We start from the raw sequence: 18,671 nt of genomic DNA, 5'->3' as shown, positions 1-18,671 counted from the left end.
GTGTAGGCAGTGCTCCGGTATGTTAGAATAGAGTCATAACAAAGGACTAGCGACAGGCGGTGTAACGATGCACGGAAAAATATTAGTGGTCGATGACGAGCAGCCGATAGCGGATATATTGAAGTTTAATTTGGAGAAGGAAGGTCACCAGGTAATCTGTGCCTTCGATGGCGGGGAAGCTGTACGTCTTGCGTTCGAAGAACAGCCGGACTTGATCTTGCTGGACTTGATGCTGCCGGTGAAGGATGGCATGGATGTGTGCCGCGAAGTGCGGACGAAGCTTCATATGCCGATCATTATGCTGACGGCTAAGGATACAGAAATTGATAAGGTGCTTGGCCTTGAGCTGGGAGCCGATGATTATGTGACGAAGCCGTTCAGCACACGTGAGCTGCTGGCACGGGTGAAGGCGCATCTCCGTCGTCAGAATAAGAGCGGACAAGCCGCAGACGGCTCTTCGGATAACGGTCAGGATGGAGGGACCGAACAGGCGGGCTTGAAGCTGTTTAATTTGTTCATCGATACGGATATGTATGTGGTATACAAGAATGGCGAGCCGCTGGACTTGACCCATCGTGAGTTCGAGCTTGTCTATTATATGGCGCGCCATAGCGGTAAGGTCATGACGCGCGAGCATCTGCTGCAAGCTGTATGGGGGTTCGAATACTTCGGCGACGTACGGACGGTAGATGTGACGATCCGTCGTCTGCGGGAGAAGATCGAGGATGACCCTAGCCGTCCGGAATACATTGTGACCAGACGCGGCTTAGGCTATATGATGCGCAATGCGAAGTCGGGAGGCTTCGGTTACGGATGAAGGCGCGGAGCTTCTTCCGCACGATTCAAGTCAAGCTGGTCATCATCTACTTGCTGCTCATTCTCGTAGCGATGCAGTTGATTGGTGTCTATTTCATTAGCACGGTCAAAAACTCGCTCATTACCAGCTTCACGAACAACTTAAAGGAGCAAGCCGATATTTTGTCCAAATTCGCGGCGCCAAGCCTGCTGCCGAACTTGGAGGCGGAGGGCGATTCGCCCGACAATACGACGGAGGACCTGAACTTGGTCGTCCGCAATTTGTTCAGCATTAGCGGAGCTGAGGTTCAGGTATTGGATGGGAACGGCAAGGTTGTTGCGACTTCGTTGCAGGTTCATCAATCTTATATCGGTCAGAAGAACAAATCGCTGGCGGTCAGCCGCGCGCTTCAGAATATTCCTGATAATGAAGAAGAGATTATCGATGAAGACAATACGCGCAAAAAAATGATTGCACTGCCCGTTACGTACAATGACAAGGTCGTCGGGGCGGTCTATGTCGTGGCGTCGATGACGGAGCTGTACGAGACGGTGAACCGGGTCAACCAAATCTTCTTTTCAGGCACGTTGATCGCGCTTGGTCTGACAGGTGTGCTCGGCATATTATTGGCCCATACGATTACGAGTCCGATTCAAGGTCTAACGCGCCAGGCGGAGGCAGTTGCTGAGGGACGATTTGACCTGAAGGCCCCAGTTCTCGGAGATGACGAGATTGGACGACTCAGCATGGCGTTCAACGAGATGACGATTCGGTTGAAGGAAGCGCTCTCGGCGAATGAGGAGGAGAACGAGAAGCTGGTATCGGTTCTCTCCAATATGAGTGACGGGGTAGTGGCTGCCGACGAACGGGGCAGAATTATTGTCTGGAATCATCGGGCGCTGGAGCTGCTGGACGTGGAGACATTCCAGGGCGTGGAATTGGCTGATCTGCTCGGCCTCACGCCGGAGAAGCTGGCGGAGCTGCAGTCGGGTCGCGGGCGTACGTTGCTCATTAACCGGGATCATTCGGATACGGAGGGTCATGAAGGCAGCTTGCTAAAGCTGACGTTGACGCCGATTCATCGTAGGGACAAGGGCATTACGGGTACGATTGCCGTATTGCAGGATGCTACAGAGCAAGAAAAGCTGGAGCAGTCGCGCCGCCAATTCGTCGCGAACGTATCGCATGAGCTGCGGACGCCGCTTACGACGATTAAGAGCTACGCGGAAGCGCTTGGCGATGGTGCGTTGGAAGAGCGGGAGCTATCCGAGCGTTTCGTAGGTGTTATTAGCACGGAGACAGAGCGGATGATCCGTCTGGTAACGGATCTGCTGCATCTGTCGCGATTGGATTCGAATCAAGCTCCGCTAAGACGGAGGCAAACCAATATTCATGAGATGCTGGATGAGGTGGCGGACCGTTTCTCCTTCCAGCTTAGTCAGAAGTCGATTAAGGCGAATGTGTATGTCGAACGAGGATTAAAGAAGTCATGGCTTGATCGGGATCAGATCGATCAGGTATTGGACAATCTCATATCCAATGCGATCAAATATACGCTTGACGGCGGTGCCATCCAGATCGCGGCACGCAAGATGGAAGATGAAGGTCTAATGGAAATTAGCGTCAAGGATACCGGCATCGGCATTCCGAAAAAGGATCTGACGCGAATTTTTGACCGCTTCTACCGGGTAGACAAGGCAAGATCGCGCAACATGGGCGGTACAGGACTGGGATTGTCGATTGCCCGGGAAATCGTCAAGGCGCATGGCGGCACGATCTCATTAGCCTCCGAGCTGAATGAAGGTACGACTGTATCGTTCACGCTGCCGCTGCTGCAGGAAGGGGGCGAATTAGAATGATGGAGAAGGCGAAGACCGCTGCGCTTATCGTCCTGGTCGTTCTAAGTCTCCTGCAGAGCTATCTGCTGGCTTATAGCATGCCAGGGCTGGGCGCTACAGTAAGAAGCGACCAGGATTATGTCAATGCTGAGGCGCTTGGGAAAACGACAAGTGTAGAGAGTGTCATCTTCCCCGAGGAATTGATTATTCATATGGGCGAGGATAAGCATACGGTTATCTATCCCGGCACGCAGTTCTATGAGATGATTCTGAACCAGCGAATTGTTGGCCGGGAGTTCAAGGGCTTCCAACGAAGCTCGGCCAGCATTTTGAACTGGGAAGAAATACGCAAGGATGCGATTGGCATCGAGCTGCGCTTCACAAGCGGCATCTCGGTAGAGCTATTGCAGAAGCTGTTGAAGATGGAAGGGGATCCCTTGTTTCTTCGAGAGAAGATCGACAGGATCTGGATATTCAAGACGCCGGATACGGAAGAGATCCGTACGTTCTTCTTCAGCAGCGAGGAGCAAGTCGTGTATGAGTCGGTTAGAGCGGATCTAACGGTTAGGGACGTACAGGATTATGTCGGCTTCGGAACTTATTTGCCGCAATACCGCGTGACGGCTGATGACCTCTACATTCCGACTGAGCCGATTATGGCTACGGAGATCATTTTCCCCTACGAGACGTATTCGCCCGAGCAGATGCAGCGCCTGTTCTTCGATTCCAGTACAACCCGTGCATTCGAGGATCGCAGCGGGTCGCAAATCTTCACCGACGGGAAGAGAGGACTGAAAGTCGAGCAAGACGGCATGTGGATCAATTATACGAATCCAGCGGCTACGATCAGCAGCGATACGCCGCTTAGTGAGAATGTCTACGCGTCTGTTGATTTTATCAATCAGCACGGAGGCTGGGACGGCACGCATCGACTGGTCAGCTCGACGCCGGAGCAAGAGAAGAAATATGTGACGTTCAGACAATATATTGAGCAATATCCGGTTATCGACAGTCTGGCATTCCGCTACGGTCATATTAGATTGACGGTGCAGCAAGGCGTCGTGACGGAATATGCGCGGTCGCTTATTACGCTCAGTACGCAGTCGGAGTCGCGCAAGCCGCGCTGGCTGCAGGGCGGAACAAGGCTGGAGGAGACACTGGAACGTTATCCGCGTCGTGACGAGGTGTCTTCGTTATTCCCCGCGCTGAAGGCCGTTCTTCTGGAGAACAACCGACTGCAATTTGTCCCTGTATGGGTAATGAAGCTGATGGATGGCTCGGAAGTGGTTCTTCTGGAAGCGGAGCAAAAGGAGCAACCGGTGGAGCCGAATACAGAGGATGGAAGCCAACATGCTCATTCAGAACTGCAGGGCCAATCCCAAGAGGGCGGCAACCAGGGAAAACAGGCAGGCGAGGGAGTAAGACAAGGCACTTCTGCAGGTGATGGGGCCGGTTCCGGCTCCGCTATTCTGCCTCCTAAGGAGACGGAGCATAACGAAGAGTCTGTCGATACGGGTGAGTCTGACGTTCCGCCCGATGATCCGGATGGAACAGAGAATGAAGAGTTGGCAGAGAATCCGGAGGAAAGTGTCACGGGTGTGGACGAGTCGGATACTGTTGAATTATTGCGTGCCCGATCATAAGGTAGACTCAGGAGGTGAAGGCAAGTGGATTGGAGCAGGGCGAAAAGTGTACTGATTGTATCGTTTCTGATGCTCAATATTCTTCTTGGGTATCAGCTGTGGGTGGACATAAGCGAGCAACTGAACGCCAACGTGAACTCCGCGGAGCTGCCTCCGGACAAGCTGCAGCTTATGGGACAGAAGCGCATTTCACTTGCTGCCAATCTACCTGTCGGAACGCCTAAGCTCGGTGATCTGACCTATCTGCTTCAGTCGGACAAGAAGTCATCTCCGAAGAAGCTGGAAAAGCCGGTGGACAGTGGGCTCGTCTTCAACAAGACTGAGCTGGTGAAGGCGATGGGTGGTCAAATTCCGGATCTAGAGGATTATGAATATAATTTGCACAGCAGCCGAGACGGTGTATTCGTCTTGCACCGTATGGTTGAAGGTCGCCCAATGTTCAATGTGAAGCTGGAGCTGTACACCAGCAACTTGAAAATCACAGGCTTTCAACAGGATCGGGTAGAGGAAATCGGTCTCGGTGAAGAGAAGCAAGTGATCGGATCGGCGAAGGTCGTTGCTTCTTTGATTGAGACTTACCTGGAGGAAGGTTCCGTCATCACGGAAATCCAACTCGGTTATCATGGTCAGATCTTCGATTCAGAGAAGCAGGTGTCGGCTCCGACGTGGCGCGTCATACTGGAGGATGGAAAGGTGTATTATGTCCATGCCATCAGCGGCGAAGTTGCGACGGAAGGCGCAGAAGAGGAGCCGGGTTCTGAGTCGCCGGCGGCATAGCTGTCGGTGAGATGTCATGTTATGCTTGTCTTATAGAATGATAGAGCAATTAATCTGTTCATGTGGATGATAGAATAGATTGATAGATGATGTGGCGAGATGATTGGCAGACTGCTCGCGGCATGGCCTATTCTGGTTGGGATAGCCAGAAAACAACAGGGGAAATTGGGCGCAAACGAGGTTACAATGGTAGTAGCTTCGTGAGAGGCAATGGGAGAGGACTGGACGTTTTGGGACTTCGATTTACAGTATTGGCCAGCGGATCAACCGGCAACGCGACAATTGTGCAGAGTAGCGAGAAGACGGTGCTGGTAGACGCGGGCCTCAGCATGAAGAAACTGGACGAGCTCATGCGGGAGCGGGGAGTTGCGGGCCATGATCTGGACGCTCTGTTCGTGACGCATGAGCATTCCGATCATATTAAGGGACTCGGTGCTTTCGCGCGAAAATACGAGCTTCCGATCTACGCCAACGAAGCGACTTGGGGTGCGATGGAGCGCCATGTCGGGACGATCGCGGCGGAGAAACGAGTCATTATGGAGACGGGAGAGGCGCTGGACTTTGGTTCGATGCGCGTTCAGTCATATCCAATCTCGCATGATGCGGCGGAGCCGGTCGGTTATTGCTTCCAGGAGAATGGGGAGAAGCTGAGTCTTGCGACGGATCTCGGCTATGTGAGCGAGAAGGTTCGAAGCCAGATTGTGGACTCCGACGTGCTGGTGCTAGAATCCAACCATGATACGGAGATGCTGCGTATGGGCCGCTATCCGTGGAATATTAAACGGCGCATTCTAAGCGACGTCGGGCATCTGTCCAACGTGGCAGCCGGTGAAGCGCTTATTGAGCTTATGACGGACCGTACCAAACGGGTCTATCTGGCGCATTTAAGCTTGGATCACAATCAAATGGACCTGGCTATGCTAACGGTCAATTCTATATTGGAGAATCACGGAATATTTTATAAGCAGGATGAATTTCCTCTGCGCAAAACATATCACGATAAGCCTACCCCATGGGACGAAGTGAGGCAGAAATAAGCGATTCCAGCTGCGCGTCGAGCGCCTCGGCTTTGTTCTCCAGCTCTTCTCTGCTAAGGATGCCCTTCTCTATGAAAAGCTCCAGCATGGCGCTTAACGTGAGAACGGTGCGGTAATGCTCCTCCTTCAGATCGGCTAGCTTGGCGGCTAGCTGCACGTGCTCCCATGCTTGGGATGGCTTGGTGTTCATCGTGGATCTCTCCTTTTTCAATGGATTTCGAGACTGTGCGACTGCTTCTGAAAAAAATGTATCGCTGCAAGCTTTGAATCTATTATTATTTTAGTCAATTCTTCCGAAAACATTCCTAGATTATGAAATTCACTGCAAGGTCCGAAAGAGAGAGAGGAGAGATTCCGATGAGCATATTCGATGACGATTTTTATTCGACCAAGGTGTCCAGGCGAACCGTCCGCAAGAGCCAGCGAGACGATCATCGGCAATCTTTTGGCGGGAGCGAGCGCAAGTGGTCTAATCTGCGTGTCGCGTTCATCTCGTCCTTCACAAGCGCCGTTGCGGCAGCTGTCCTGTTCGGACTTATATTTGGCGGTTTTGGAAGCGGCGGCTCGGCGCCTGGCCATCTTGCGGCATCCGGCGATCCTTCGGAGCGCACAATTGTGGCGACGGCCAAGGTGAAGCCGGCAGTGGTCAGCGTCATCAATGAGCAGATGTTCGGGCTCGGGATTGGCGGCAAGCGACTGGAGGATGCAGATCCGGGTTCGGGCGTTTTGCGCGAAGCGGGTGTCGGCTCGGGCGTCATTATAGAGAAGAAGGCCGGAAGAGCCTTCATCGTGACGAACTACCACGTGGTGGCGAATGCGGAGAAGGTGAAGACGGTGCTGACGACAGGCGAGGTGCGTGAGGCGCGCGTTGTTGGCATGGACCAGATTACGGATCTGGCGGTGCTGGAGATCGACGCGAAGGGCATTAATACGGTCGCAGAGATCGGTGACTCCTCAACATTGCGCGCTGCAGAATTCGTTATGGCGATCGGCAATCCGCTTGGGATGGGCGAATCGATCACGATGGGCGTCGTCAGTGTCATTAAGGAAGTCATTCCGGTATCGTTGAAACAAAATGGCATCATTGACTGGGAGCAAGAAGTGATCCGGGTCGATGCGGCGATTAACCAGGGCAATAGCGGCGGTCCGCTGATCGATCTGAACGGCCGTGTCGTGGGAATCAACAGCATGAAGATTTCTGACTTCGGCGTGGAGAGCATCGGCTATGCGATTCCAATTAACAATGCTATGCCAATCGTGGAGAGTCTGATTAGCAAAGGCTATGTGCCTCGTCCTTATCTTGGCGTCTATACGCTGGACCTGGAGCAGTATTGGGAGCAGCAGGAGCTGGAGCGGATGTTCGGGGAAGAGCAGGCCGAAGAGGGCGGCGTTGACGAATCGACGGACGGATCGACAGATGTGAGCAACGGCTCAGGTGAGATTAAGCTGCCGGATGAAGTGCTGTCGGGTATAATTGTTCTGAAGACTGTGGGACCTTCCGAGAAGGTCGGACTTAAGTTCAATGATGTGATCGTCAAGCTGGACGATTATAAGGTCGGCAGCACGATAGAGCTGCGCAAATACTTATACAGCAAGAAAAAAATCGGTGATGATATTACCGTGTCCTTCTATCGGGACGGTGAATTGAAGTCGGTGAAGTTGAAGCTGGAGGAGCAGCCTCCGGAGGATAGGTAATCTCTATATGCGAAAAGCCGGAAGGCGCGTCTTATGACGGGCCTTCCGGCTTTGTTATGAGCTAGGCTTATGCGGTGAGTCTCCGCATTAGCGCAGCAATGGAATAGGATAGTAGGCTTGTGAGCATTGCCCCCGTCGTATTGACGGCGAAGACGTGTTCCGACAGTTCGTCCGGCAGTTCTGCTGCTGGAAAGAAATTGTCCATAATACCCGGCGTTATTTACCAGGATATCGAGCATGCCGTAAGTGTCTGCGGCTGTATCGATTAGCTTTTGCACGTCCGCTTTTTGGGTTACGTTGACAGCGACGGCGATTGTCGTACCGCCTATGGTATCAATTTTTTGCACGACGATAGTGGCGTTATCAGCTTTCAGGTCGAATAGGATTACTTTTTCAACGTATCATTTGTTCGTTTATAGATAGATAGTACGATTGTTGAATACTTTTTTGTGGAAGGAAGAATAGATCATGGCAGATAGGCGTATTGCGCGCAGCAAAGTGGCGCTCAGGGACGCGCTTCTGACTCTCATGTCGGAGAAGAGCTTCTCGGCCATCACGATTACGGAGATCGTGGAGCGGGCTAATTATAATAGGGGGACTTTTTACACTCATTACGAGAACAAGGAAGGACTGCTGGATGAAGTTATCTCAGAATTAATTGATGAGCTGGTCGAGACGTTTCGGGCGCCTTGCGGGGATCTGGATGTGTTCCGTGTGGATGAGTTGACGGCGAACTCCGTGAAAATTTTCGAGCATATTCATGGACGCGCGTCGGTGTACACGACGTTATTCCGCAGCGATGTGCTGCCTGTCATTAAAGAGAAGATGTTCGGCGCAATTAAGAAGCTGTCCAGCGAGGAGCTGGAGCAGGAGACGGACTCCATCAATCGCGAGTTGATGATGGTGTACAGCATTCATGCCCTGATGGGCCTTGTGTTCCACTGGATCGAAGGCGGCTTCCAGTATTCGCCTGCCTATATGCAGGATCAGCTTATACGGATAATTAACTGGCGGCCGACAGCAGCGACAACTCATGTGAAGAAATAGTGTGCGCGGTGAGCTGAGACGCTTTGTGTAAGAGTTGTGATGAGGTTGTATGAAGTTGTTGGTAGGGCAAGGCTGCTTGAGGGAATAGACTAAGCATCTCTACACAGACTAAGGTGAGGTGATGGGTAGAGTTGGTATCGGCAGGTGGAGCGGTGAGCGGTATACTTGCTTTCTTCGTGCCAGATACTTACGAAATGTTGTCTTCACAGCGAAGGGCCTGTTCTGCTATGCTGGAGGAAGTCGAATAAGCACTTATACTCTCAAAGAATAGGAAGCGAATCAGCATGTATTGTGTATGTAAACCGTGCATTGAGAAAGCATTGGAGCGTTTTGTAGACGAATATGAGGATGCGCCGGATGTGGTCGATCTGAAGGAGACGCAATTCGCGGACTGGGACCCGCCGCGCAAGTGCGATTTCTGTGAGGAAGCTGCGGCGTTCCTGGTGGTATAGCCTAACGAGAAAGATGAACACAAATGAAATGATGGAGCAGACAACTGCTTGTAAAGGTGAGGCAGGCCGTTTGCCCATTTCTGTTCGTGTACAAAAAAATAGATAGAGGGATGGGCCTCATATGCATATTCAGATAGCGTCCGTCGGGAAGCTGAAGGAGAAGTACTTGACGCTTGGCATCGCGGAATATGCCAAGCGGCTCGGGCCTTACGTGAAGCTTACGCTCACGGAAGTGCCCGATGAGAAGGCGCCGGAGACGATGAGTCCGGCGGAGGAGCTGCAAGTGCGAGAGCGGGAGGGGGAGCGGCTTCTGGCGCAGCTGAAGCCGGACGCCCACGTCATCGCGCTCGCGCTCGATGGGGAGCTCTGGTCGAGCGAGGATCTCGCGGACCAGCTTGATAAGTTAGCCACGTATGGGCGCAGCCACGTGGCTTTTGTTATTGGAGGGAGTAATGGTTTGGCTCCCTCTGTACTTAAGCGCGCCCAGCAGAAGCTTAGCTTTGGGCGGATGACTTTGCCGCATCAGCTGATGAGACTAGTGCTGGTGGAGCAGGTTTATAGGGCGGTTAAGATTAATCGGGGGGAACCTTATCACAAGTGACGGCGAAAAATTGGGTTGTGGGTATGGCGGGGTTTGATTGGGCAACGTTTGGAATAGTGTGATATTAGGGCTCCTGAGACCATTTGGCTCAGGAGTTTTTTAGTTCTTTCTAACTAGGTGTATGTCCACTATTTTCCACTAACGTGGTATGATGAAGAATAGGTAAGGGGTTCGGAAACAATGGTATAACGGGGTATTCGCGAAGTTCGTGAATAAGATATTATATGCAATTATATAAAATCAAGGGGGAAATCTTGTGCAACTAAATAGAAGAACAAAGATTATATTAAAGCTTATATTTAATAGTTTCCCCGTTTTTCCATTTACATATAAAGAAGCTATGGAATTAGTAAGAGAATTCAGAAATTCAAATTATGAACTAGACGAAAAGATTGATAAAGCTTTTGAATCACTAAAAGATACTTCAATTTTACTAGAAGAGTTGCAGGAGGCAGTTACAGAGAAGACTGAAAAAGTAAAGTTTTTGAGAAATGAATATGATCGCTTTTCTAAGTTATCAGAATTAAAAGAAGAAGAGGTGAAAGTACTTCTTACGCAGTTTGAGTTAACTTTGAATAAAGGGCGTCCAAAGGAACTTTGGGCTGGGTTTTGGATTAGCACAGTTTCAGGTCTAATCATATTTGTAATAGGCATTATTGTAGGGCCTTATTTAACTAAGTTGATTTTTGGGGATTAAGCTATGTAGAGAATAACAACATAAACACCATGTTAACGCTTCGGGCCATTCGGCCCTCGGTCTGGCAGGAGTCAGATGAGGATCGGAGAATTAATTGGCAGTAGCAGGCAAGCGGAATCAGCCGGACACATCTGCACCACCTAACCGCGCCACTTCGTGGCTTAAGGAGGTGGGACGTCTTGAACACATGAACGTTATCAGAAAGATACGCAGTAATGCAAATAATTAAATTATCAGTGGTGGTGGCGTTTTATGATTTTAGAAACAAAAGAAGTTTTTTTCAATTTCCTTAATTACAGCCATGAGAGTGTACTATTATATGAAAAGTTCAATAACTTAACTTTCTTTTTAGAAGATGAGAATGCTATTGAAGCACATGTAAAAGGAGTCCCTGAAGATCAAAGAGCAGAAATGTTTGATTACCATCGTAGAGAATTTCAAGACTTGATGAATTTTATGAGAAATCAGATGATAGTTAGTATCTCAACATTCAGTGAAGTAATAATTGAAGACTTTTTTTATTGTTTATTTGTTACTAAACCAGCGTTAATAAACCAGTTAATAAAACAAGAAGAATATAAAACACAACTGGGATTTTCTTTTGAAGAATTTATTAAACAGCCTGGAAAAGATCAGTACATGAACATCCTAGCTAGAAGGGCAGCTAAAGCACATAATAATGGTTCTTACAAAAAGATATTTAGAAGAATCAAAGATATTACTAAGCTCAAGATCGATAAAAACATTGAAGATACATTAGTTGAGATGTCCGAAATTCGGAATAAAATTGTACATGAAAATATTCAATTAGTTGTAGATAACTTGTTTATTAAGCGTTTTGTTGATGCAGTTGATACCATGACAATACACTTAGCAATTAAGCTTAAAGAGAATAATGTTAAAGTAATTGATTCTTTTAAATATTTGGATAGATTTGTAGATAGTTCGGAAGAGGGCGTATCCATCAAATAACACCGCATTCACGCGGGTGGGATTATTGGATAACCCTATACCGACTAACCGCTTCACAACCGTCCCCGCTTACGACAAGTCCTTCGGCCACACCATCTATCCGCACCAACTGATGCATGTACTTTGCTGGAGCAGGGGCGATTAGATTAATCGGGGGAGCAGTGCCATAAGTGCCGATGAAGTTTATTTGATTATATTCTATTGAATGGTTCTATTTATAAACTCATGAATACTCTCCGTATTACCAGATTGGGCTACTAAAATGGGAATTTTAAGACTACTGCTAATTTCACGAGCATATTCAATTTCGGCATTTTGAAAGTTTTCGAGGAGGTTAAAATCAAATTGGTGGCCATCTCTTTGAAAAAATCTTTTTTGAATGGAGCTTGTTAAATCAGTCAGTACAATAATTGAGGCAGGCGAAATTTTTTCAAAAGTATCAATTGGAATACGTGTAATCTCACTGGAGGTATTAAGTAGGCAAAAATGCCCATCTAATAAGAACCAGCCACTGATATTAATACGATTTAAGGAATTGGAGAGCAAATCTTGATTCTGATTAATATCAGGAATCAGCTTGTTACGCGAATAGGCTTCTTCCTTTTCAGTGGCAATTAACTTACTCGCTGAAAAGTGAGGAATTTCGTAGCGCGTAGTGAGATCTTCGCACAATGAAGTTTTACCTACGCCATGTATACCTCCAATAAAAATCATTTTTCTCATAAATTCAATCCTCCATTCCGCTTTGAATAGGATTTTACTCAAACAATGCTTCCAAAGGTATAAAAATATGGTAACATATAAGGGTATTTAGACTCAATAAGGGGTGTGATAATTATGGAAGGATATATCCAGCATAAGCTTTTTTCTAATATTGATATTTCCGATCCTTTTTTCGATAGCCTTAAAGGAGACTATCAGGGTTTCGAGGATTGGTTTGAGAGGAAGTCTCAAGAAATAGCATATGTATTATATAATCCTCAAAGAAAATTGGAAGCGTTTCTTTACTTAAAGGTAGAAAACGGTCCAATTGAAGATGTCACACCAGCTATTCCAGCAAATTTGGTCTTGAAAATAGGAACAATGAAAGTAAATCCACATGGCACTAGATTGGGAGAACGTTTTATAAAGAGGGCCTTAGATGTTGCTATTAAAGAAGGCGTAGATGGTATATATGTTACTGTGTTTGCAAAACATGAGACCCTTGTAGGGCTGTTTTTAAAATATGGTTTTATGCAGCGCTCGACCAAGGATTCTAATTCTGGTACAGAACTTGTATTGTGGAAAGCTCTAACCGAAACAAAAAATGATATACTTATAGATTATCCAAGATTTGTTCAAAGAAACAAAAGAAAACATATTCTATCTATTTTCCCTCAATTCCATACCCGGCTTTTCCCGGACTCAATTCTCAATAATGAGAGCTTTGACATTCTTGAGGATGTTTCTCATACAAATAGTATACATAAAGTCTTTATTTCTGCGGCACCCGTTTCTAGGATTAGACCTGGGGATATAATAGTCATGTATAGAACTACTGACAGGCAGGGCCAAGCGAGATACAGATCAGTAGTTACTTCAATATGTGTTGTAGAAGAGGTCGTATCTAAAAAAAGTTTTAATGATGTAAACGAATTTATTGATTATTGTAAAAAGTATAGTGTATATACACCTGAAGAGTTGCGAGGTATTTATTTTGAACGGAAGCGTCATTACGTTATAAAGATGGTTTATAATATTGCTCTTCGGAGAAGATTGACGCGGGGGCAACTTATAGATCAGCTTGGAATAGAGAGTGGTCGGTGGACATTTTTTGAACTCACGGACAATCAGTTTGATTCCATATTGCAGGCGGGAAATGCGCACGAGAGTCTAGTTATTGATTAGGTAGCGAGTGTTATGCGTTAACATATTATTTGGTTGTGTAAGATGACATTCGTTGTCCATGTAGGTATTACACTAACTAAGCGAATTTTTGAAATGATTTTTTTTCTTAGAATAAAAGACACAAAACGGCCATAGACATGTGTTAGTTAGAGATCCGGATTAGATCTATAATAATATATAATGCTGTTTGATTCTTTAGGCTGCTCTTCATTATAAGCAGTTGCTTTAAGAGGGAAATGTCAGTAAAATTTTTTCTTCGATATTGAAGAAAGTCTTGCAATCGAGGTGGGTTAGATGAATGTATTGTTATCGATTAAGCCCGAATTTGTAGAAAAAATATTTAGTAAAGAGAAACGTTATGAGTATAGAAAAGTAATTTTTAAGCAAAAGGTTGAAAAGGTAATTATATATTCAACAATGCCAGAGGGCAGAATTGTTGGGGAATTTCAAATTGAAGAAATCTTATGTGGCGAACCAGAAAAAATATGGGAGGCCACTAATGATTTTTCTGGAATATCTTATGGTTTTTTTCAAGAGTATTTTAAGAGTAAAGAGGAAGCATATGCAATTAAAATTGGTTATTTAAAGCGGTACGAAGATCCGATTGACCCTAAAACTTTGAATTATTCCTTTACTGCACCACAATCATTTTTTTATGTTGATGATAACTACGAAAAAAGAGGAATTCCAAGTGATGCTTTAGATAATCTATATGTTGGTTCAATTTTCTAGACATGTAACCTTCTATTAAAGTATCAAGCCAAACCAAAGGAGAACGTCCATCACAGGCGTTCTCTTTTTTCTTCATATATGATCTTTCATCGCTTCCCTTGCTACTTGCTATGCATAGGCTTCACCAAGGCCGATGGATTACTCCCGCGTTACCGTTTCCATGAGTTCAATCACAGCATAGTGCTGCTCCACCGGGATAAACTGTAAAATTGCCGCTGTGATTGCCTTTTCCCGCGCAACCTCACGTAGCTTGATTTCCTCGAGCCCATAGTGCGTATAGCCGCCTGTACTGCCATTGGTGAACTTGTGTTTCATCTCATAGCCTTAATGGCGGTGGCAGGGCTAATCACTTCCATTTTGCTCAACGTGTCGAAGCCCTTCTGAATTACTTCGTCCAGCAGTTCTAGGTCGTGTCGAATTCGTTTCGGGCTGTCTTGGTCGGTTAGCTCCTTTTCCAGCGTGGGTTTGGCCCGGGCGCGTTCTTCGGCACGGTTAAGCAGTCTGGATGGCAGTAAGATTGGGATCATAAAGCGGATCAATAAAGAGTTAGTTCAAGCGTTTAAGAATGAGCCATTTTCGGGCAATCGGTGGTTTTGGTTTATCTGGATGCATTTAGGTCTTACACCCGCTCTGGATACATGCTGATCACATGGAATCACTAAGCAAGGTGCCTTCCGTATTTACTCCAGCCCAGCGATCATACAGCTTGAGCAATTCAGCTTGATAAGCGTCAATCGATTGTGCGGTTAAAACAGCATCGGTTGCTTGAGTGCCATAGAGCCTATCGAAGCGGCTCCGCAATTCATCCCATTCCATTAACCAATTCCCCTATATTCGGATTCGAGTAAAGCATAGAGGGGGAGCGGGACTAATTACAAGTTTGACTTCGGTGAACGATTAGGATGGAATTATGGGGAACTTGCTTTGCTGCTTCCGCTTTCGTGGTTTCTGACAGTAGTTCGGTAAGCTCTACGTTGCAGAGCTTAGCTGCAAAAACCCAAGTCGCTTTGGAGCCGGGAATGCCGCCGCGTGGTATACTTAGGCGCATTTTTCGTCAACAACACCGGGTCAAAGAAGCGGCTATTATGTGATGAAGGCGATTGATAATAAAGAACGGGCAGGATAGTCAGGAGAATTTATCGAATTATTATGTAATTATATCTCTTACATAGATAAAAGGTGATTTTTCTGAAAACGTTTCGCAAAAGGGAAAAACGAATTATGTTGAATGATTATCAATTCCACATCGTTATTAATGAAATATCTAGTAATGAATTTGTCAATTTCAAAGTGTACTCATCCAAAACCTCATATTTCGAAGTCTTGTTTACATGGAAAGGCAGCTGGCACTTCAACCCTCATAGGCCGAAGAATTGCGAACGTTTGATTACATATGCAATTGCAAATGGGTGGGAATATAGGCTAGAAAAGAAAACGTTGAAAATCGAAAAAGGTGATTTTCTAATTGAACAGTTAGGATTGGATGTTTGATTTCGGATTAAGCGCTAAAGGGGAACGTTAGTTGAATCATTGACATATGGGTCACCGATTTACTTCGGTGGCCTTCGTACATTACTAAGTAGGCATAGTCATGCCTACTTGAGTGAGTAAAACCGTTGGCAATCCTGCGCCACGGCCAGATCGGAATCCATTTTTCGCCGATAGTCCCGTTAAGCTGAACCTTATCATAAGTGACGGCGAAAAATTGGATTGAAAAAGTTCATGTCGCCATACATTCGCCCAGTTCCTAACCATTGTGATGAAAGATAATTAACAGAAACCAGGAAAAAATATTAATAAACTAAGGAGACACTCTCAAGATTTCATAGAAATGATTTTTAGTAGAATAGTTGATAATTTTCAATACTTGGTCTCATTGATTCGGGAGATACTCGTTGTGAAACCGGAGATTCTACATAATAAGCAGCCTACCATTTTAATAGAACAAATTCTTAAAGCAGATTCAATTGATGCTTTATTGAAAGAAACCATAGAAAGCAAGGTTTCCGAACTATCTAATAAAGGTTTTGGGAACATTGAAGAGTGGTGTATCTCGAAAGGAATACCTCTAGCTGTTGATAAAGAAGACAAAATGAAAATTGTTGAAAGTATAGCAATCAGAAATATCATTGTTCATAACCGATGTATTGTAGACGAAAAGTATATTAAGGCAGTACCCGACAGCAAATTTTTGGTTGGATCGTTAAGAGAACTTGAAGTAAATGACTTGTATAACATGATAAATACCTTGACCAAATTAGTCACAGAAACAGATAACAAGTCAATTGAAAAGTTTAGCCTTACAAGGACGAAAATCAATAAAGAAGAATTTTAACTTCGGCTACCTTTGACTAACACCGAAATCATAGACTCTCGGTCGGATGGCCTGATACGTTTACAGCCCCCATAACAGAGTATTCTCGCTTGCGGGGCCATACGCCATTGGTCCGGCAGAAGAATCTTACAGGGCAAGTCTGTACCAACTAACCGCCTCGCCTCGTAACCGTCCCCGCCCACAACAAGACCTTCGGCCGCATGACCTATCCGCACCATATGATGCATGTGCTCAGCTGGAGCAGATGATTCGGGCGGTTAGATTAAGCGGGGGAACAGTGCCATAAGTGACGGCGAAAAATATTGGTTGTGGGAATGTGGCTGGGAGTGTTGTGGGTAGTGTGAATTATGGACCTCTAAGACCTTTGTTTTGGGGGGATAGTTCTTTATGATTAGAAATCGACCACTATTTTCCACGCTGTGATATGATAGGAATTTTGGGATTTGGTTTCAGATAAAAGGCTATAACGTAGGTATTCATGAAGTTCGTGGATAAGACGTTATCGGAAATAATCGCAATACTAAGTAAAACCTAAAATATCTAATTATGGAGGTGTTTTATGAAAACAAGAGCGGAGTTAGCGGTAACCTTACATCACTTTAAGGAATTTATACAAGAAGAAAATTCAATTTTGTCTATAGTACTAAAGGGGCAACTACTAATTGAAAAAGAAATTGAAAGCCTAATTAATAGTGTTTATCAAAATGCAAGTGTGTTAAATCTTGATAGAATGTTCTTTCCAAACAAGATTGATCTGTTAATTGCTATTGGAGCACTTTCAATAGATGAAGGCAATACATACAAACTATTCAATAAGTTAAGAAGAAAATTTGCTCACAATATTGAGTATTGTATGTCTAAAGAAAATTTAGACGAAGTAATATCTTCATTTACTGCTAGACATCATGCTCTAGATGAAATTCTAAATAAGTTAGAAGATGAAATTGATATTGTTGAAAACACAAAAAGAGTAATTAGGATATTACTAGATTTATTACTTTGGCAAAATGCAGAAGATCCAGAAAAGAATATAAAATCGGGTGAATATATAAGTGCAGAAGAAATTGAAGATTATGTAAGAAGACATCGGAATGGCGAGTTTGAAGAGAATATATAATTTAGAATGTTATTCGAAGAAGGCGATTACATCCGATAACATAATATTCACGCATCGGGCGATTGCCCTCGGTCCCAGAAGTGGCTTCAAGGAAGCTGTTGCTGTGGACACATCCGACTTCGTCGGACGTCGCGAATATACGAAACGTTATACGCAATTGCACAAAAATCAATAATTGTTTTTGAGGGGTTACACATGAGGAGAATAATCGAAATTCTGAAAAATACTAGAGTTATATACTTGATCGTTTTCTTATTTATAATTATAGGAGTTTATTTGCCAAGTCCACAAATAAAGTTTTTACTAATTGGTTTTGCGATTACATTGGTATATTTGAACATGTTTTTAAACTCAATTACAAATGCTAATACAATTTTTAGAATAATAAGATGGTTATTAGTTGCGCCGTTCTTAATCGCGTTAGTAGTCGCAAGTTATATAAGCTTTTTTTGGAGTCCAGTGATTGAGGATAGGTATTTTATTTGGTTTTTATTATTTACTTTCGTAGTTTCATGGCTAGCAGCATCATTATTTTTCGAGCTTAATAAAGTTAAAGCAGCTGTAATGTTAATTAATGCTCTCTTTACAACACTTTTGGCAGTTGCATTTTTAACGACTTTGGATTCGAATTTTTCTAGCTTAGTATTTGATCAATCTGTAATTGATACAGCGATTCAAGAAGGACTTTCAGAGAACTCATTAGTTGAAATACTAGTTAAGATTATTACCTTTCCGTTTGTAATATCTTCCATCTGGGCTATGCTTGTTATAGAACTAAGAACTATTGGAATTATTAGAAGATAAGTTTGTAAGTAATTCAATGAAGTGTGCAACAGCGTATAACACAGTGTTCCAGCTTCGCGGCTTTCGCCGCTCGGTCTGCCCGAGGGATTTCGAAGGAGTAGATTCAGGCAGACACATCGATTCCCCTAAGATAAGAGCTATCTAAGGGGAATCGACGTCAGGAACACAAAAACGTTATCAGAAATTGGGGCATCTATAAAGCTCTTAAAAACTCAAAATTTGATGAATCTAATATCAATTA

At 45.2% G+C, this 18,671-nt stretch carries 21 protein-coding genes; 16 read left to right on the top strand and 5 right to left on the bottom strand.

Annotated features, from left to right (window positions below):
• Positions 1-67: 67 nt before the first annotated feature.
• The 5 genes from yycF (at position 68) to DX130_RS20065 (ending at position 6,091) form a co-directional block, all read left to right on the top strand.
• Positions 68-817, top strand: a complete 750-nt coding sequence (gene yycF, locus DX130_RS20085; RefSeq protein ID WP_116048387.1) for a response regulator YycF — start codon at positions 68-70, stop codon at positions 815-817.
• Positions 814-2,655 (top strand): cell wall metabolism sensor histidine kinase WalK, encoded by a 1,842-nt coding sequence (gene walK, locus DX130_RS20080; protein ID WP_116048386.1) that lies wholly within the window; start codon positions 814-816, stop codon positions 2,653-2,655. The genes yycF and walK overlap by 4 nt, the downstream gene beginning before the upstream one ends.
• On the top strand, positions 2,652-4,277 hold the full coding sequence (locus tag DX130_RS20075; RefSeq protein ID WP_116048384.1) for a two-component system activity regulator YycH: 1,626 nt from the start codon (positions 2,652-2,654) through the stop codon (positions 4,275-4,277). The genes walK and DX130_RS20075 overlap by 4 nt, the downstream gene beginning before the upstream one ends.
• 24 nt (positions 4,278-4,301) lie before the next feature.
• Positions 4,302-5,054 carry a two-component system regulatory protein YycI gene (gene yycI / locus DX130_RS20070; protein ID WP_116048382.1) on the top strand — a complete coding sequence of 251 codons (753 nt, stop codon included), beginning with the start codon at positions 4,302-4,304 and terminating at the stop codon, positions 5,052-5,054.
• A gap of 230 nt (positions 5,055-5,284) precedes the next feature.
• Positions 5,285-6,091 (top strand): MBL fold metallo-hydrolase, encoded by an 807-nt coding sequence (locus DX130_RS20065; RefSeq protein ID WP_116048381.1) that lies wholly within the window; start codon positions 5,285-5,287, stop codon positions 6,089-6,091.
• Here DX130_RS20065 and DX130_RS20060 read toward each other — a convergent pair.
• The gene (locus DX130_RS20060; RefSeq protein WP_116048379.1) at positions 6,060-6,281 is read right to left on the bottom strand and encodes a hypothetical protein; all 222 of its coding nucleotides are present in this window, start codon (positions 6,279-6,281) and stop codon (positions 6,060-6,062) included. The two genes, DX130_RS20065 and DX130_RS20060, sit on opposite strands and share 32 nt — an antisense overlap.
• Positions 6,282-6,448: 167 nt before the next feature.
• Between DX130_RS20060 and DX130_RS20055 the strand changes: the two genes are divergently transcribed.
• Entirely contained in the window at positions 6,449-7,786 is a 1,338-nt protein-coding gene (locus tag DX130_RS20055) for a S1C family serine protease (protein ID WP_116048377.1), read from the top strand.
• On the opposite strand, the gene DX130_RS20050 is transcribed toward DX130_RS20055, so the two are convergent.
• Entirely contained in the window at positions 7,720-8,172 is a 453-nt protein-coding gene (locus DX130_RS20050) for an SDR family NAD(P)-dependent oxidoreductase (protein ID WP_420818546.1), read from the bottom strand. The genes DX130_RS20055 and DX130_RS20050 overlap by 67 nt on opposite strands.
• A gap of 82 nt (positions 8,173-8,254) precedes the next feature.
• Here DX130_RS20050 and DX130_RS20045 point away from each other — a divergent pair, with 82 nt between their 5' ends.
• The 5 genes from DX130_RS20045 (at position 8,255) to DX130_RS20025 (ending at position 11,555) form a co-directional block, all read left to right on the top strand.
• Positions 8,255-8,833, top strand: coding sequence for a TetR/AcrR family transcriptional regulator (locus DX130_RS20045; RefSeq protein ID WP_116048376.1), 579 nt, complete (start codon positions 8,255-8,257; stop codon positions 8,831-8,833).
• 284 nt (positions 8,834-9,117) lie between these two features.
• The gene (locus DX130_RS20040) at positions 9,118-9,285 is read left to right on the top strand and encodes a CxxH/CxxC protein (protein ID WP_116048375.1); all 168 of its coding nucleotides are present in this window, start codon (positions 9,118-9,120) and stop codon (positions 9,283-9,285) included.
• A 121-nt stretch (positions 9,286-9,406) separates the two neighbouring features.
• Positions 9,407-9,886: a 23S rRNA (pseudouridine(1915)-N(3))-methyltransferase RlmH gene (gene rlmH, locus DX130_RS20035; protein WP_116048373.1), complete on the top strand. Its 480-nt coding sequence runs from the start codon at positions 9,407-9,409 to the stop codon at positions 9,884-9,886.
• 256 nt (positions 9,887-10,142) lie between these two features.
• Positions 10,143-10,583, top strand: coding sequence for a hypothetical protein (locus DX130_RS20030; RefSeq protein WP_116048371.1), 441 nt, complete (start codon positions 10,143-10,145; stop codon positions 10,581-10,583).
• A gap of 252 nt (positions 10,584-10,835) precedes the next feature.
• Positions 10,836-11,555, top strand: coding sequence for a hypothetical protein (locus DX130_RS20025; RefSeq protein WP_116048369.1), 720 nt, complete (start codon positions 10,836-10,838; stop codon positions 11,553-11,555).
• A gap of 198 nt (positions 11,556-11,753) precedes the next feature.
• Here DX130_RS20025 and DX130_RS20020 read toward each other — a convergent pair whose 3' ends face one another.
• Complete coding sequence (locus DX130_RS20020) at positions 11,754-12,278, bottom strand: ATP-binding protein (RefSeq protein WP_116048367.1); 525 nt, start codon at positions 12,276-12,278, stop codon at positions 11,754-11,756.
• A 114-nt stretch (positions 12,279-12,392) separates the two neighbouring features.
• Here DX130_RS20020 and DX130_RS20015 point away from each other — a divergent pair, with 114 nt between their 5' ends.
• Both DX130_RS20015 and DX130_RS20010 read left to right on the top strand, forming a co-directional pair.
• Positions 12,393-13,442: an N-acetyltransferase gene (locus DX130_RS20015; protein ID WP_116048366.1), complete on the top strand. Its 1,050-nt coding sequence runs from the start codon at positions 12,393-12,395 to the stop codon at positions 13,440-13,442.
• A 294-nt stretch (positions 13,443-13,736) separates the two neighbouring features.
• Entirely contained in the window at positions 13,737-14,174 is a 438-nt protein-coding gene (locus DX130_RS20010) for an ASCH domain-containing protein (RefSeq protein ID WP_116048364.1), read from the top strand.
• A 138-nt stretch (positions 14,175-14,312) separates the two neighbouring features.
• Here the strand turns inward: DX130_RS20010 and DX130_RS26565 are convergent, their stop codons facing one another.
• Together DX130_RS26565 and DX130_RS26560 are read right to left on the bottom strand one after the other, a co-directional pair.
• Positions 14,313-14,489 (bottom strand): hypothetical protein, encoded by a 177-nt coding sequence (locus tag DX130_RS26565; protein ID WP_165861378.1) that lies wholly within the window; start codon positions 14,487-14,489, stop codon positions 14,313-14,315.
• A 330-nt stretch (positions 14,490-14,819) separates the two neighbouring features.
• Positions 14,820-14,990, bottom strand: coding sequence for a hypothetical protein (locus DX130_RS26560; RefSeq protein ID WP_165861377.1), 171 nt, complete (start codon positions 14,988-14,990; stop codon positions 14,820-14,822).
• A gap of 1,081 nt (positions 14,991-16,071) precedes the next feature.
• Between DX130_RS26560 and DX130_RS19995 the strand changes: the two genes are divergently transcribed.
• The 3 genes from DX130_RS19995 (at position 16,072) to DX130_RS19980 (ending at position 18,430) form a co-directional block, all read left to right on the top strand.
• The gene (locus tag DX130_RS19995; protein WP_133297957.1) at positions 16,072-16,509 is read left to right on the top strand and encodes a hypothetical protein; all 438 of its coding nucleotides are present in this window, start codon (positions 16,072-16,074) and stop codon (positions 16,507-16,509) included.
• 559 nt (positions 16,510-17,068) lie between these two features.
• Positions 17,069-17,626, top strand: a complete 558-nt coding sequence (locus DX130_RS19990; RefSeq protein ID WP_116048359.1) for a hypothetical protein — start codon at positions 17,069-17,071, stop codon at positions 17,624-17,626.
• 195 nt (positions 17,627-17,821) lie between these two features.
• Positions 17,822-18,430, top strand: a complete 609-nt coding sequence (locus DX130_RS19980) for a hypothetical protein (protein WP_116048355.1) — start codon at positions 17,822-17,824, stop codon at positions 18,428-18,430.
• The last annotated feature ends 241 nt before the right edge of the window (positions 18,431-18,671 follow it).

Origin of the sequence: Paenibacillus paeoniae, assembly GCF_003388735.1 — a bacterium.
GTDB classification, from domain to species: Bacteria; Bacillota; Bacilli; order Paenibacillales; family Paenibacillaceae; genus Pristimantibacillus; species Pristimantibacillus paeoniae.
This window is presented reverse-complemented; position numbering and strand designations above follow the sequence as displayed.